This is a genomic window from Planosporangium thailandense (assembly GCF_011947195.1).
Lineage (GTDB): Bacteria > Actinomycetota > Actinomycetes > Mycobacteriales > Micromonosporaceae > Planosporangium > Planosporangium thailandense.
Genome location: NZ_JAATVY010000001.1, coordinates 195,069 through 210,843 on the forward strand (window position 1 = coordinate 195,069; position 15,775 = coordinate 210,843).

Sequence of the window (15,775 nt, forward strand, 5' to 3'; positions counted from 1 at the left end):
CCCGCTCGTGATCGGGTATTGGTTCTTCAAGATCGTGACGGTCCTCGTGCAGGCCGTCACGTTCGCGGTCATCCTGGCCTGCGCCATCCTGCCCGCCGCGCTGGGCGCCGGACTGGTGACCAAGACAGCCGTCGACGCGTACGAGAAGCTGCCGCAGAACCTGAGCACGCCGCCGCCGTCCCAGGTGTCGTATCTGTACGCCAACGACGGCAAGACGCTGATCACCTCGTTCTACGAGGAGTACCGGACCGACGTGAAGCTGGCGGAGATCTCACCCGTCATGCAGAAGGCGATCGTCGCGGCCGAGGACAGCCGCTACTACCAGCACCACGGCGTCGACCTGAAGGGTGTGCTGCGGGCGCTGGTGGCCAACCAGGGCAGCGGCCAGGTCAAGCAGGGCGCGTCGACGCTGACGATGCAGTACGTGCGCAACGTCCTCAAGAGCGATCCGAACCTGACGCCGGAGCAGCGGCGGCTGGCGACCATCGAGGACACCTCACGCAAGGTGCAGGAGATGCGGTATGCGGTCGCGCTCGAGAAGAAGATGTCCAAGAAGGAGATCCTCCGCCGGTACCTGAACATCGCGTACTTCGGCGCGGGAGCGTACGGCGTCGAGGCCGCCGCCCGGATCTACTTCAACAAGCCGGCCAAGCAGTTGACGCTGACCGAATCAGCGATGATCGCCGGGCTTGTGCAGTCGCCCGAGGTGGACAACCCGATCAACGGCGACCCCAAGCTGGCGATGGAGCGCCGCTCGTACGTGCTGGACTCCATGGTGAAGCTGAGGTATATCAGCGCCAAGCAGGCCAAGCAGGCCAATGACCGGCCGCTCGGCCTGCACCAGGGCCCGCCCCCGCCGAACAAGTGCGTGTCCGTGGCCGAGGAGCACGCCGACTGGGGCTTCTTCTGCGACTACTTCCACCAGTGGTGGGACACCCAGCAGGCGTTCGGCGCCTCGACGGCGATCCGCGAGTTCAACCTCAAGCGGGGCGGATACAAGATCATTTCGTCGCTGGATCCCGACATCCAGGCGAGCGCGCTGCGCGAGTCGCTGAACGTCTACCAGTACGGCAACGCCAAGGCGCTGCCGATCGCCGCGGTCCAGCCCGGCACCGGTCGGGTGCTCGCCATGGCCGTCAACCGCCGCTACAGCCTGCAGCCCAACCCCGACGACGCGCCGTACCCGAACTCCGTCAACCAGTACGTCGCGGGCGACGACGGCCTGGCCGGTTACCAGGCCGGGTCGACGTTCAAGATGTTCACGATGCTCGCGGCGCTGGAGCTCGGCAAGCCGCTGAACACCATGTTCAACGCGCCGGCGGCGATCGTCACGCACTGGCCCGGGGGCGGCGCCGCCTGCGGCGGCCACTACTGCCCGCCCAACGCCAACCCCGCCTGGATGGACGGACCGCGCTCGATGTGGGACGGGTTCGGCCGCTCGGTCAACACGTACTGGGTCTGGCTGGAGGAGCAGATCGGCGCCGGCAAGGCGGTCGCGATGGCCCAGCGGCTCGGCATCAAGTTCCGCGCGGACCTGGACGCCGAGATCGCCTCGGACACGCCGGACGACTGGGGGCCGTTCACCCTCGGCGTGTCCCAGACCACCCCGCTGGACCTGGCCAACGCGTACGCGACGGTGGCGGCCGAGGGCATGTACTGTCCGCCGCTGCCGGTCGTATCGATCACCGGTCCGGACGGCCGGTCCCTGCCCCAGGCGAACCCGACGTGCCAGCGGGTGGTGAGCGAGGACATCGCGCGCGCGGCGACGGACGCGGCCCGGTGCCCGGTCGGGCAGCAGTCGTTCTTCGGCAAGTGCAACGGCGGCACCGGCGAGGAGGTCAACACCATCGTCGGCCGGCCGGTGGCGGGCAAGACCGGTACCTCCGACGGTGAGAGCACCGAGAGCTTCGTCGGCTTCACCCCACAGGTCGCCGCCGCCGCCATCGCCTGCAACCCCGACAATCCGCAGGACGCCGTGGGCGGTGGCGTGGCGTCGTCGGTGGACGCGGCGGTCGCCAAGACCATGGCGGACGCGCTGCGCAACCAGCCGGTACGCAACTTCAACGCGCCGAGCGCCGCCATCGCCAACGGCGGTACCTAGCTCTTCGCAATCTTGGACACTTGGCGGGGTCACAGGCCCGCCAAGCGACTGGTCTGGGCCGCCCGGCGAAGCCCGCGGGCCAGACTGGTCGCGACTGGTCTGGGCCGCCCGGCGAAGCCCGCGGGCCAGACTGGTCGTTGTCCAAGATCTGCGAGAGGTCAGGCGAGCTGTGGCGCGATCTCCGACGCGATCACGTCGAGGTGGTCGAGGTCGGCGAGGTCGAGGACCTGCAGGAACAGCCGGGTGGCCCCGCGGTCGACGAACCGGCCGATCTGGTCGACGACCTGGGCCGGAGTGCCGTACAGCGGCGGGGTGCGGCCGATCGCCTCGGCCCGCTTGCGCGCCTCCGCCTCGGTACGCCCGCAGGCGATCGTCTGGGCGGCCGAGAACACCGGCAGGCTGTCCCGGCCCGCGCGCTCACACGCCGCCGTGACCCGCTCGTACATCTGCGCCGTCTCCTCCACGGACGAGAACGGCACGTTGAACTCGTCGGCGTACCGGGCCGCGAGCGCCGGGGTGCGCCGGGCGCCGGTCCCCCCGATGATGATCGGTGGACGCGGGCTCTGCGCCGGTTTCGGCAGGGCCGGCGAGTCTTCGATCTCGTAGTGCTCGCCCCGGAAGGCGAAGCGGTCACCCACCGGCGTGGTCCACAGCCCGGTCACGATCGCGAGCTGTTCCTCGAGCCGGTCGAAGCGGTCCTTCAGCGACGGGAACGGGATGCCGTACGCCTTGTGCTCGGCCTCGAACCAGCCGGTGCCCAGCCCCAGCTCGACCCGGCCAGCGCTCATCTCGTCGACCTGCGCGACGCTGATCGCCAGCACGCCGGGGTACCGGAACGTCGCGGACGTGACCAGCGTCCCCAGCCTGATCCGGGACGTCTGGACCGCCAGTGCGCCGAGCGTGACCCAGGAGTCGGTCGGGCCGGGCAACCCGTCGCTCTCGCCCACCACCAGATAGTGGTCGGAGCGGAAGAAGCCGTCGAATCCCAGCTCCTCAGCGTGCCGGGCGACTCGGAGCTGGTCGGCGTACGAGGCGCCCCGTTGAGGCTCGATGAAGATGACAAGTCGCATCACTTCACCCTGTCACACGCGCCTTTCATGATCACGGAAGCGTCGCGTGGCTATGGCTACCTGATACTTCCGCGATCATGAGGGCCGTCCTGTACGGGGCAGCCGGATCGGCATGGACGCGCTGCGCCTCGCCAGCCGGCCATGTGCAGCAGCGCAGCCACCTGGGCGGCCACCGCGCACGGATCCCTGGTCACATCGGCCCAGCCGTACCGCAGCACGCGTCATCCGTCGGCGAGGGATGCGTTGTGGCGGCGCATGTCCCGCCAGCGCGCCTCGTCCGCGTGGGCGACGCGGCCATCGAGCTCGACGACCACCCGAGCTCGTTCATGATCACGGATACCCGGTGTCGCTACCGCGACCTGAACTTTCCGTGATCACGGCGAAGAGCGCAGGCGCAGACCGCGCGGGGTGGCCCGGAAGCCGGCCGCCGCGAGCGCGTCACGCAGCGGGGACGAATGGATCCCCGCGCCGTCGGCCCGCTCCACCGACAGCGCGCCGAGCGCCCCCGCGTGCACCGCCTCGGCCAGTGCCTTCGCGGCCACCGCCAGCACCTCAGGAGCGTCCACGAAGGACAGCAGGGTCCGCCCGCCGCGCTCCACGTACAGCACCAGGTCGCCGTCTACAAGGACGGTCAACGCGCCCGCCTTACGCCCCGGCCGGTGGCCGCCGCTCTCGCCGTCGCCGGCGTCGACCACCCGCTCCGGCCAGGGCAGCGCCGCCCCGTACGGGTTGGCCGGATCGGTCGCCGCGAGCACCAGCGCGTCCGGGTCGCCGTCGGTGTCCAGCGAGCGCAACCGGTCGACGGCACCGGGCAGGGCGAACTGCGCCGCGCCGAGCCCCTCGACGAAGTACCCGCGCCGGGCCGCCCCCCGCTCCTCCAGCGCGGCGAGCACCGGGTACACCCCGGCGAAGCCGCCGGGCATCCCCTCGGCCGCGACCGCGCCCCGGGTGACCACGCCGTGGCGTTCCAGCAGCGCGTCCGCGGCCGCCGCGGCCCGCCGGGTCGGGTCGGTGTCCCGCTCCGGCAGCCGGTACCAGCGGCCGGCCGCCGTCGGCGGACCTGACCGCAGCACGGACAGCGACGCCCGGCCCGGTCGCCGGTACCGCGAGCGGGCCGCGGCCGCCGGTCGGGACCGGTGCGCCCCGCCACCGGACAGGCGGGCCCGCAGCGGCACGAGGGTGTCGTTGGCGAGGTGGCCGGCCCATACGAGATCCCACACGGCGGCGAGCAGATCGTCGTCGTCCACGCCGCCGACGCGCTCGGCCAGGGAGCGGAAGAACAGCGCCTGGCCGCCGTCGAAGGCGTCGAGCACCGCCTCGTGCAGCGGCGAGGTCGCGGCGTCCGGGTCGGGCGGCGCGAGCAGCAGCGGGGCGGCGTCGGCGAACGCGAGCGTGACCCAGCCGTCACCGCCGGGGATCGAACCGGCGCCGGCCCACACCACCTCGCCCGCAGCGGTCAGCTCGTCGAGGTGGGCGGGCGTGTAGTCGCGTACCCGCGCCGGCAGCACGAGCCGTTCCAGCGCGGAGGCGGGCACCGGGACGCCCTGCAGCTGTTCGACGGCCGCGGCGACGGCGTCGATGCCGCGGGCGCGCTCGCCGCCGATGTGCTGCCAGCGGGGGAGGAAGCGGGCGAGGGTGCGGGGCGGCACCGGCTCGATCTCCCGGCGCAGCGCGGCCAGCGAGCGCCGCCGAAGCAGCCGCAGCACCTCCGCGTCGCACCACTCCGAACCGGCGCCGCCCGGGGAGAACTCGCCGGCGACCGCCCGTCCGGCCGCCGCCAGCCGTTTGAGCGCCTGCTCGACCACGAACACGCCCAGTCCGAAGCGCGCGGCGGCGGCCGCGGCGGTGAACGGGCCGTGGGTACGCGCGTACCGGGCGACGAGATCGCCGAGCGGGTCGGCGACGGGTTCGAGGTAGGCCAGCGGCAGCCCGACCGGCAGCGCGACGCCGAGCGCGTCGCGTACCCGCCCGGCGTCCTCGACGGCGAGCCAGCGCTCCTCGCCGGCGATGCGTACCCGGATGGCCCGCCGCGCCGTCGCCAGCTCGGCGAGCCAGTCGGCCCGGACGCCGCGCTCCGCCGCCTGGGCTGGGGTCAGGTCACCCAGGAGGCGCAGCAGTTCGGCGGCGTCCTCGGCGTCGCGCGGCGCCCGTTCGGCCGTCAGCCACTGCAGCCGGCGCTCGGTCTCCACCACGACCGTGGGGTCGAGCAGGTCGCGCAGCTCGACCCGGCCGAGCAGCTCGCCGAGCAGGGTGGCATCCAACGCCAGGGCGGCCGCCCGGCGCTCGGCGAGCGGCGCGTCGCCCTCGTACAGGAACGCGCCGACGTACCCGAACAGCAGCGACCGCGCGAACGGGGACGGCCGCGGCGTCTCCACCTCGACCATGCGGACCTTGCGGCTGCTCAGCTGGTGCATCACGGCCACCAGCCCCGGCACGTCGAAGACGTCCTGCAGGCACTCCCGCGCCGCCTCGAGCGTGATCGGGAAGTCGGGGTAGTCGCGCGCCACGTCGAGCAGCTGCGCCGAGCGCTGCCGCTGCTGCCACAGCGGCTGGCGGCGGCGCGGGTCGCGGCGCGGCAGCAGCAGCGCGCGGGCGGCGCACTCGCGGAACCGGGCGGCGAACATCGCCGAGGTGCCGACGGTCTCCTCGACGATCTGGGCGATCTCCTCGGGGTCGAACGCCACCAGATCCGCCCCCGGCGGCTCATCAACGATGTCGGGTAGCCGTACGACGATGCCGTCGTCGCTGGGCAGGACCTGCCCGTCGACGCCGTACCGCTCGGCCAGCCGCCGGCCGATGGCCAGCGCCCACGGTGCGTTGACGCGCGCGCCGAGCACGCAGTGCACGGCGAGCCGCCAGTCGCCCAGCTCGTCGCGGAACCGCTCCACCACCACGGTGCGGTCGTCGGGCAGGTGCCGGGTGGCCTCGCGCTGCTCGGCCAGGTAGGCCAGCAGGTTGCCGGCCGCCCAGTCGTCCAGTCCGCCGGCCCGCAGGTTGGCCCGGGCCGCCTCATCGCCCAGCCGGGTCAGTTCGCGCAGCCGGGCGCCGATCGCCCGGCCCAGCTCGATCGGGCGACCCGGCGAGTCGCCCTTCCAGAACGGCATGCGCGCGGCCGAGCCCGGCGCGGGGGAGACGAGCACCCGGTCGGGGGTGATGTCCTCGATCCGCCACGACGTCGAGCCGAGCAGGAACACGTCGCCGACGCGCGACTCGTACACCATCTCCTCGTCGAGCTCGCCCACCCGCTTTCCGGACTCTGCGCCGGCCAGGAAGACGCCGAACATTCCCCGGTCGGGGATGGTGCCGCCGCTGGTGACCGCCAGCCGCTGCGCACCCGGACGGCCGGTGAGCAGGTCGGCGGCGCGGTCCCAGACGAGCCGGGGGCGCAGCTCGGCGAAGGCGGTGGACGGGTAGCGCCCGGAGAGCATGTCGAGCACGCCGGTGAGCGCCGACTCCGGCAGCTCGGCGAACGGGGCGGCGCGGCGCACCACGGCGGCCAGCTCGGGCACCGGCCAGGGATCCATCGCGACCATCGCCACGATCTGCTGGGCGAGCACGTCGAGCGGGTTGCGGGGGTAGCGCAGCTCCTCGATCGCGCCCTCGGTCATCCGCTCCCCGACCACCGCGCAGGACACCAGGTCGCCGCGGTGCTTCGGGAACACCACGCCGCGCGACACCGCGCCCACCTGGTGGCCGGCGCGGCCGATGCGCTGCAGGCCGGCGGCGACGCTCGGCGGGGACTCTATCTGCACCACCAGGTCGACCGAGCCCATGTCGATGCCGAGCTCGAGGCTGGACGTGGCCACGACGGCGGGCAGCTGGCCGGACTTGAGCGCCTCCTCGATCTGACGGCGCTCCTCGCGCGAGACGCTGCCGTGGTGGGCCCGCGCCACGACCGGCGGCGCGCCGGTCGCGAGGCCCGACTGCGCCATGACCTCGGCCGGCATCCGGCCAGGGGGCAGCGGCGCCGGCTCGCCGTGCCGCTGCGCCGCCAGTTCGTTGAGGCGGGCACACAGTCGTTCGGCGCCGCGCCGGGAGTTGGTGAACACGATCGTGGAGCGGTGCGCCTCGATCAGGTCGAGAACGCGCTCCTCGACGGCCGGCCAGATCGACGCCCGGCGCGGCCCGTCGGGGTCGGCGTCCTCGACCACCTCGTCGAGGCGGGTCATGTCCTCCACCGGGACCTCGACGCTCACCTCGATCGTCTTGGCGGTGCGGGGCTGCACGATCTCCACGTCTGCGGCGCCGCCGAGGAAGCGGGCGGTCTCGGAGATCGGGCGGACCGTGGCCGACAGCCCGATCCGCTGCGCCGGCCGGTCCAGGAGCGCGTCGAGCCGCTCCAGCGACAGCGCCAGGTGGGCGCCCCGCTTGGTCGAGCACACCGCGTGCACCTCGTCGATGATTACTGTCTCGACCCCGCGCAGCGCCTCCCGGGCCGCCGACGTGAGCAGCAGGAACAGCGACTCGGGGGTGGTGATGAGGATGTCGGGCGGCCGGCGGGTGAACGCCCGGCGCTCGTCGGCCGGGGTGTCACCGGTGCGCATGCCGACGGTGATGTCGGGTGGTTCGAGCCCGAGGCGGGCTGCGGCCTGCCGGATGCCGGCGAGCGGCGTGCGCAGGTTGCGCTCCACGTCGACCGCGAGCGCCTTGAGCGGACTGACGTAGAGCACCCGGCACCGCCGGGCGGCGGGCTGGGCCGAGCGGGCCGGCGGAGCGGGCTGGGCCGAGCGGGCCGGCGGAGCCGGCTCTGCCGGCGGCGTCGCGGCCAGCCGGTCGAGCGACCACAGGAAAGCGGCGAGCGTCTTGCCCGAGCCGGTGGGCGCGACCACGAGAGCGTGCCGGCCGGCCGAGATCACACTCCACGCGCCGGCCTGGGCCGGCGTGGGCTCGGCGAAGGCCGACTCGAACCAGGCGCGGGTCGCCGCCCCGAACCGTTCCAGCACGTTCATGGCCCCAATCCTGCCTCGCGGGTATGACAGCCAGGGAAAAGCCTCGCGATCATCCGGCCCGGGATATCGGATAGGCGACTCGACTCGACGATCGCCAAGCCGCGTGACCGTCACTACTGTCCGCCGGGTGGCCGCACGACGTGGATCTCGGACGCTGTGGGATGTTCTCAAGGGCGCCTCCGCGGCGAACCTCGCCACGGTCGAACACCTGGTCGCGCACGCCGACCCGCTGCTCGCGCGGGTCGTAGAGACGTTTCCGACCTATACGCTGCACGACCGGCGGCACGCCGAGAACGTACGCGTACTGATGGAGAAGCTGCTCGGTGACCAGCTGGCCAAGGTCTCGCAGCTGGAGGCGGCGATGCTGATCCTCGCCGCGCACTTCCACGACCTCGGCATGGTGTACACCCCCGCGGAGCTCGACGCCGTCACGGCGGAGAAGGAGTTCGAGAGCTTCCTCGCCGCCGAGCCCGAGGCGTATGTCGCGTACCGCGAGAACGGTGACGGCCCCACCCCGGCGGTGCTGGAGTGGTACTGCCGGTGGCGGCACGCCGACCGGGTACGCGACATGCTCGCCCGCGTCCCCGACGACCGGTTGCGGTGGAACGGCTTCAGCCTGCGAGAGCCGTTGATCCGGCTGTGCCGCAGCCACAACCTGGACGCGGCCGAGCTACGCGGGCCGGAGTTCGATCCGATCTCGTTCAATGATCACTGCGATCTGCGCTTTTGCGCAGTCCTGCTCCGGCTGGCCGACATCCTCGACTTCGACGCCACCCGGTCGCCGCGCAGCGTCTACGACCATCTCGGGCTGGCCCGGCGGGAGACGTCGCACCGGGCGGTCAGCGACGACGAATGGCTCAAGCATCTGAGCGCGGGTGGATTCCACTTCCCCGATCCCCGCCGGCCGAACTATCAGCTGGGCTTCAGCGCACACCCGGACAGGCCCGCTGTGGAGCACGCCGTGCGCGCGTTCCTGGACGTCGTCGAGGAGGAGTTGCAGCGCTGCCGGGTCCTGCTCGGCTTCTGTCCGCAGTGGCGGGAGCTGGACCTGCCAGCGGGTGTGGACCGCGCCAACATCCACGGCGAAGGGTACGTGTACGGGCAGTTCCGCTTCGAGCTCGACCGGGAGGCCGTGCTCGACCTGTTCATGGGCGAACAGCTCTACAGCAACCCGTACGCCTTCCTGCGCGAGCTGCTCCAGAACGCCATCGACGCGGTGCGCCTGTGCGGCGAGCTGCACGGTCAACCGCCGGCCGGCGACGAGCCCCGCATCGACGTGACGTACTGGGAGGACGAGGCCGGCTACCTCTGGGTGCGCTTCGACGACTCCGGTATGGGCATGGACGAGGACGCGGTACGCCGGTTCTTCCTCAAGGTCGGCCGCTCCTACTACCGCTCGCCGGAGTTCCGGGCCGAGGTTCTGCGGGCCGGCGGGCGGGCGTCCGGGTTCACGCCGATCAGCCGGTTCGGCATCGGCGTGCTGTCCTGTTTCCTCGTCGGTGACGCGGTGGAGGTGTCGACGCTGCGGGCCGGTGCCGGCGGCGCGGTCGGTGAGCCGGTGCGGTTGTCGATCAAGCGCGACGACGAGTTCTTCGTGCTGCAGAAGGGCGAGATGGCCCCGGATCCGATGCCGTCCCGATTCGGCTGGGAGAAGGGCTACCGCGACCGTCCGGGTACGAGCATCGCCGTCCGGGTGGATCCGGGGCGATCCGTGGTGGAGGCGGCGGAGCTGGTGCCGCGCCTCGACGGGTACCTGTTCGCACCGCCCGTTCCCGTCTTCGCCAACGGTGACCGGCTGTCCCGGGCGACCACCGACGTGCTGCGGCGGCCGTCACTCGACCGGCCGGTGGAGGTGTGCACGCACGGCCAGCCGGAGATGGCCGCCGACCTGCGCTACCTCGGGCCGGTCCGGTTGGTCGCCCTGCCGCTCGACCTGACGTCGGCGAGCGCGACGCCGCTGTTGTCCGGTCAACTCGTCGCCGTCGTTGCGACGGTGCCGCAGGAGCCGGACAACGACGCCTACTCGGATCTCCTGGCGGGTTGGCCGGCGGACGTCATCAGTGAGGTGGATCCCGAGATCCGGGCACTGCTCGGGCGATGCGTGCGGGGCTACTGGCTGACCTTCGACCCCTTTTGGATGGCCACTCCGCTCAAGGTGCGAGTCACTCGGGACCTGGATCGGGAGCTCCTCGACAGGGTCAGAGCGCTGATGCCGGAGTACGTTGACCGGGCCGACCTGAACCGACCGCGCGGGTCGGGGAGCGACCGCCCGTCCGGTTCCTATCGGCCCGGGCGCGACGGGGTCGTCGATTGGAGAACCTTCCTGCTGGAGCTCCTGTCGGGCTTGGAACTCCGGCCGGACGCATACCCGGGGTACATCTCACCATGTGAACTGGACGGGCCGGAGGTGCGGTCCTTCCTGGCGGCGATGCGGCAGAGGTACAACGCGACCGCCTGGGGCCACAACGGCATCGCGCTGCCAGCTCCGAGCTTCCAGCGCGTGGGGGACTCGCCGTCCGGTGTGACCTTGTCGCTCACCGGTGCGGTCGGATTGACCGACCGGTTGCGCCCCGATCTCGACGTGGCCCGGGAGCGGATCCTGGCGCTGCCCTTCGCCCTCAATTCAGCGCTCCATCTGGCGGTACGCCGGGCGGTGCTGCGGTCACCGGCATCGCTGCCGGCCGACATCGTGTCCGAGCTGATGGTCACCGAGCTCTCTGCAGCGCCGGCCGTGAGTCCGTCGCTCCGCGAGATGCTGGACGATCCGCTGGTCACGCAGGGCGAGTGGCGTGACGAGGCCGTCATCGCCACCCCTGCCGGTCGGGTCTCGGCTGCCGCGCTGAGGGCGTCGGCGGCGGTCGGCAAGCGGTGGCAGGTCAGCGCGCACCGGTCCGGGCCCCTGCCGAGCAATTATCTGTACCCTATGAAGTGGCAGGACTTCGGACGCAGGGAGTATGAGTTCAGCTTCTACGAACTCGTGACCCGCGCGTTGGTCCAGACCGAACTGGACCTCGAGGTGCCGCCCGACGGTGGGACCGGCCACGCGGTCTGGTTCCGGTTCCGTTCGGTCGAACGTCCGCCGCTGCCCCCCGGACTCCTCCGGTTCCCGCCGCTGTTCTTCCTGCCCTACGCCGGCCCGGAGGAGGTGCTGATGTGGCAGGGCTACCCGGTCAACCTTCGCCATCCACTGGCGGCCTGGCTCGTGAACCACGCCGACAGCCTCGCCGGTGAACTGCCCGCGGTCTTCCGCCAGCTCCGTGAACTGCTGTGGCGGGCCGGACCGGACGATGAGGTCAACGCGGTACTCGAGCGCGTGGCGCGGGTACGCCCGGACCTCCGGCCTCCCGAGGCGGCGTACCTGCGCGGCGGGCGCGACGAGAACGCGTGGTGGTCGCGGTGACAGCCGCGCGGAACAGATCGACGGGGGTGCGCGGTCGGAAACCTGACTCGATCGCGAACCCGCAACGGGTCTTCAGCTGGCTACAGTCCGCTGTGTGACAGAGGCATCAGCCCAACCGGAGCAGCCCCTGCCGGCCAGGCCGGACGACGACCCGCCGAAGCCGCGGCACGGCGTCGACCTCTACCTCACCGAGTTCCCGCCGCTGACCTGGTCACGTACCGAGATCCGGCACAGCCTCGACGAGCTGTACGGGTGGGGCGAGCGCCTGGCGACCGATGCCATCGAGTGGTACCTGTCCGAGAAGCGGACCAAGGCGCGCTGGTCGCGGGCCCTCCGTACGGTCGCTGTGGTCCTGGCCACGGCCGGAGCCGCGGTCCCGGCCGTCGCGCTCGCCGCCGCCCGGCCCGTCGCCGGTAACTGGGGCTTCCTGCTGCTGGCGCTCGCGGGTGGCTGCGTCGCGTACGACAGGTCCTTCGGGTTCTCGTCGTCCTGGCAGCGCTACATGGCCACGGCGACCTCGCTGCGCGCTCAGCTGGTCGAGTACCAGGCGGCGTGGGCCAGGGAGATGGTCGCGATGGCGGCCCGGGAACCCGACCGTACCGACGCGGTACGGCTGATCGACTTCGTCCGGACCTTCGCCGCGGCCGTCAACGACACCGTCCGCACCGAGACCGAGGCGTGGCTGGTCGAGTTCCACACCCGGTTGACCGAGCTGGAGGCGCGGCTGCAGCAGGCCGAGGGTGGGCCGGTACGGCGGGGCGTCCCCGGCGTGGCGGTGCCCGGACCGGCCAGGCCGCCGGACGACACGGCCGAGGCCCTCCAGGTGCGGTCGCGCGGCGGAAATCGCTTTGTCGAGCACTGATTCACGTCGTTAAACACGTATTAGCCGGCCGCTGTCTGGCTGGTTGTGGCCGTATGCCAGGGTTCCCTCCCATGGAGATGGACTCGTTCTGGCACCTCATCGAGGGATCCTGGCGGCACACCGCCGACCCCGATGAGCGGCTGGAGTGGCTGACGCTGCAGCTCAGCCGGCTTCCACAGGCCGAGATTGTGGACTTTCAGGTGTGGCTCGACCGGCTTCACCGCTGGGCCGACAGTTGGCACATGTGGGGCGCCGCTTATCAGATATGTGACGGACTGTGTTCGGTTGATGGCTTCTGGTATTTCCAGGCGTGGCTGGTGGGGCTGGGACGTGATCTGTTCGAGCGGGTGATCGTCGACCCGGACGCCCTGGTCGACGTGCCGCAGGTGGTTCGCCTCGCCGGGCGGCCGGTGGACAGCTGGGCCGAGGACGAGTGGCCGGAGTGGGAGTCGCTGGACTACGTCGCGGGCCGGGCGTACGCGCAGGTGGCCGGCGATGACGAAAGCTTCGACGACGCGCTGGAGGCGCGGGGGCACGACAGCGCGCTGTCGCCCGAGCCGACCGGGGAGCGGTGGGACTTCGACGACCCCGCCGAGGTGGCCCGCCGCTTTCCCCGCCTGGGCGCGATGTTCCCCCGTACCGAGTACGCCGAGCGGACCGGCGCGGCGGTCGAGGTGCTCGGGCAGGGGCCGGACGAGGACTTCTTCAGGGAACTGGCCGGCGGCCGGTAGCGGATCTCGGCGTACGCGCGTGGCCGGCCGCCAGCGGTGCGGCGCTATGACAGTTCGGCGAGCCGGGCGGTCAGCCGGTCCCGGGCGCCCGGCCACTCCTGCGCGGTCATCGAGTACAGGACGGTGTCGCGCCAGGAGCCGTCGGGGCGCAGCCGGTGCCGGCGCTGGACGCCTTCCCGGACCGCGCCGAGGCGCTCGATGGCCCGTTGGGAGCGCTCGTTGCGGATGTCGGTGTGCCACTCCACGCGCTCCGCGCCCAGGTCCTCGAACGCCCGGCGCAGCAGCATCAGCTTCGCCTCGGTGTTGACGCCGGTACGCCACCACTGCCGGCCGATGAAGGTGTGGCCGATCGCCACCGCCCGGTTCGCGGGGTCGATCGCGTAGTACGACGTCGAGCCGATGACCGCGCCGGTGGCCGTGTCCCGCTGTACCCACGGCACCCGGGCGCCGGTGTGCGCCATCTCCAGCGCGGTGGCGACGTACGCGGCCATCGCGTCGCGGTCCGCCGGGCGCCGGGTCGACAGCCAGCGCCACACCTCGTCGTCGGCGGTGGCCGCGAACAGACCGTCCACGTGGGACTGATCGAGCGGTTCGAGCGTGACGTGGCGGCCCCGCATGGTCGCGGGAGTGTGCCACGGCGACCGCGTGGGCCGCAGATAGTCCGGCACGGGTACGGTCACGCCAGTGTCCGGCTGCGGAATGCCCGGCGTCAGCCGCAACGGCAGGACGCCGGCCCAGTGGGGTAGCGCGTAGTCCTCCGGGTCGTCGTTGACCCCGCCCGTGCGGACCTTCGCCGACACCTCCGTCAGCGGTAGCGCCAGCACCGCCGTCTGCGCCGACTCCTTGTCGGTGGGCGGCCGGCTGTCGGCGGCCCGGCCGACGGCGACCTTGTCGGCGAGCGCGGTCAGCACACGTCGCTTCTCGGTCTCGTCGGTCACCAGGCGCGCGGCCCCGTGCGCGATCACCGACCGGTAGTTGGCCGAGTGGTTGAACTGGGAGCGGGCCAGTACGAGGCCGTCGAGGAGGGTCACCGCGACACAGACCGGCAGGCCCTCGGGGTCGCGGGCGGCCAGCAGCGGCCGGCTGCCCGTCGAGCCGTGCAGGTAGAGCGTGTCGTCCAGGCGTACGTGCAGGGTGGGCAGCACCCGGGGCGCGCCGTCGACGACGAAGGCCAGGTCGCAGACGAGCGCCTCGTCGAGGATCGCGTGCACGACGTCCTCGTCGTAGGTCAGCCGGTCGCGGTGGCGCAGCGCGGTCGTGCGGGGAGTGGCCGGGTACATTGCGTACGCTCCTATGTACTAGTACAATCTCTGATCTGTGTCAGCACATTATCAGATCGCCGGATCGACCGCGGCGGAAATTGCCGTCAGCGTCGAGGCCGGGGTGCGCGGCGGGCACCTGGAGGCAGGTGCCGCGCTGCCCCCGGTGCGCGGCCTCGCCGCCACGCTCGGCGTGAGCCCGGCGACGGTCGCGGCGGCGTACCGGACGCTGCGGGAGCGCGGCGTGATCGAGACGGCCGGCCGCGCCGGTACCCGGGTCCGCGCCCGCCCACCGCTGCAGCCGCGCCACGCCCGCCGGCCGCCGGTACCCGCCGGCGTGCTCGACCTGTCGGCCGGTGAGCCCGACCCGCGCCTGCTGCCGTCACTGCGGGCCGCCCTGAGTCGCGTCAACGGCGATCCCGTCGGGTACGCCGCGAGCGGTCCGCTACCCGAACTGCTCAACCTGGCCCGCGAGCGGCTCGCGCCGGTCACCGCGCCCGCGCTGACCATCACCGGTGGGGCCCTCGACGGAATCGAGCGCGCGCTCACCGCCCACCTGCGCCCCGGCGACCGGGTCGCCGTCGAGGATCCCGGCTGGGCCAACCTGCTCGATCTCATCGCCGCCCTCGGCCTGTCGCCGGTGCCGGTGTCCGTCGACGACGACGGCCCGACGCCAGCCCGGCTGGGGGCCGCCCTGGCGAGCGGGGTCGGCGCCGTCGTCGTCACCACCCGCGCGCAGAACCCGACCGGTGCCGCCGTCGGTCAGGAGCGGGCCGCCGCGCTTCGCGCGCTGCTGGGGCGGTACCCGGACGTCCTCGTGGTCGAGGACGACCACGCGGCCGAGCTGTCCCCGGTCGGCCTGCATCCGCTCGCCGGGGCGACCGGCTCGTGGGTGTTCATCCGCTCGGTGTCCAAGCCGTACGGGCCCGATCTGCGGCTGGCCGTCGTCGCCGGAGACGAGGCGACCGTGGCGCGCATCGAAGGGCGGATGCGGGTCGGCGCCGGCTGGGTCTCGACTGTCCTGCAGCGCCTCGTCCTGGAGCTGTGGCGGGATCCGTCGATGCCGGCGCTCATCCGCGCGGCGGCCGACAGCTACGCCGCCCGGCGCGAGGCGCTGCTCGCCGCGCTGCGCTCGCGCGGACTGGCGGCGGCGGGCCGGACCGGGATCAACGTGTGGGTGCCGGTCGGCGACGAGACCGCCGCGCTCGCCCGGCTCCGCGACGACGGGTACGCCGTGGCGCCCGGGTCGGCGTTTCGCGTCGACACGCCGCCGGGGTTGCGGATCACCATCAGCCCGCTCGACCTGGCACAGGTGGAGCCGCTCGCGGACGCCGTGCTGCGGGCGGTCCACCCCGAGCCGGGCGCTCGATCCGCATAGCTGTCGTAGCCCACGGGTAGAACGG

General features: G+C 72.5%; 7 protein-coding genes and 1 pseudogene. 5 read left to right on the top strand and 3 right to left on the bottom strand.

What is annotated here, in order from left to right:
- Positions 1–7 precede the first annotated feature (7 nt).
- A complete protein-coding gene (locus tag HC031_RS00905) occupies positions 8–2,101 on the top strand; it encodes a transglycosylase domain-containing protein (RefSeq protein WP_167923181.1) in 2,094 nt (697 codons plus the stop codon).
- A gap of 158 nt (positions 2,102–2,259) precedes the next feature.
- On the opposite strand, the gene HC031_RS00910 is transcribed toward HC031_RS00905, so the two are convergent.
- Together HC031_RS00910 and HC031_RS00915 are read right to left on the bottom strand one after the other, a co-directional pair.
- On the bottom strand, positions 2,260–3,171 hold the full coding sequence (locus HC031_RS00910; protein ID WP_167923182.1) for an LLM class F420-dependent oxidoreductase: 912 nt from the start codon (positions 3,169–3,171) through the stop codon (positions 2,260–2,262).
- 374 nt (positions 3,172–3,545) lie between these two features.
- Positions 3,546–8,111 (bottom strand): annotated as a pseudogene (locus tag HC031_RS00915) (ATP-dependent helicase); the annotation flags it as partial.
- 136 nt (positions 8,112–8,247) lie between these two features.
- On the opposite strand from HC031_RS00915, the gene HC031_RS00920 reads away from it, so the two are divergent.
- From HC031_RS00920 to HC031_RS00930, 3 genes are all read left to right on the top strand, one after another.
- Positions 8,248–11,520 (top strand): HD domain-containing protein, encoded by a 3,273-nt coding sequence (locus HC031_RS00920; protein ID WP_167923184.1) that lies wholly within the window; start codon positions 8,248–8,250, stop codon positions 11,518–11,520.
- A 94-nt stretch (positions 11,521–11,614) separates the two neighbouring features.
- Positions 11,615–12,382: a DUF4231 domain-containing protein gene (locus HC031_RS00925; RefSeq protein ID WP_167923185.1), complete on the top strand. Its 768-nt coding sequence runs from the start codon at positions 11,615–11,617 to the stop codon at positions 12,380–12,382.
- 71 nt (positions 12,383–12,453) lie between these two features.
- Positions 12,454–13,113 (top strand): DUF4240 domain-containing protein, encoded by a 660-nt coding sequence (locus tag HC031_RS00930; protein WP_167923186.1) that lies wholly within the window; start codon positions 12,454–12,456, stop codon positions 13,111–13,113.
- 44 nt (positions 13,114–13,157) lie between these two features.
- On the opposite strand, the gene HC031_RS00935 is transcribed toward HC031_RS00930, so the two are convergent.
- Positions 13,158–14,393, bottom strand: coding sequence for a bifunctional pyridoxamine 5'-phosphate oxidase family protein/GNAT family N-acetyltransferase (locus tag HC031_RS00935; RefSeq protein WP_167923187.1), 1,236 nt, complete (start codon positions 14,391–14,393; stop codon positions 13,158–13,160).
- A gap of 37 nt (positions 14,394–14,430) precedes the next feature.
- On the opposite strand from HC031_RS00935, the gene HC031_RS00940 reads away from it, so the two are divergent.
- Complete coding sequence (locus HC031_RS00940; RefSeq protein ID WP_167923188.1) at positions 14,431–15,750, top strand: aminotransferase class I/II-fold pyridoxal phosphate-dependent enzyme; 1,320 nt, start codon at positions 14,431–14,433, stop codon at positions 15,748–15,750.
- The last annotated feature ends 25 nt before the right edge of the window (positions 15,751–15,775 follow it).

Bases quoted from the DNA above. Each gene is read 5' to 3' on its own strand.
- HC031_RS00910 (WP_167923182.1), bottom strand. From the start codon at position 3,171: ATGCGACTTGTCATCTTCATCGAGCCTCAACGGGGCGCCTCGTACGCC.
- HC031_RS00930 (WP_167923186.1), top strand. From the start codon at position 12,454: ATGGAGATGGACTCGTTCTGGCACCTCATCGAGGGATCCTGGCGGCAC.
- HC031_RS00935 (WP_167923187.1), bottom strand. From the start codon at position 14,393: ATGTACCCGGCCACTCCCCGCACGACCGCGCTGCGCCACCGCGACCGG.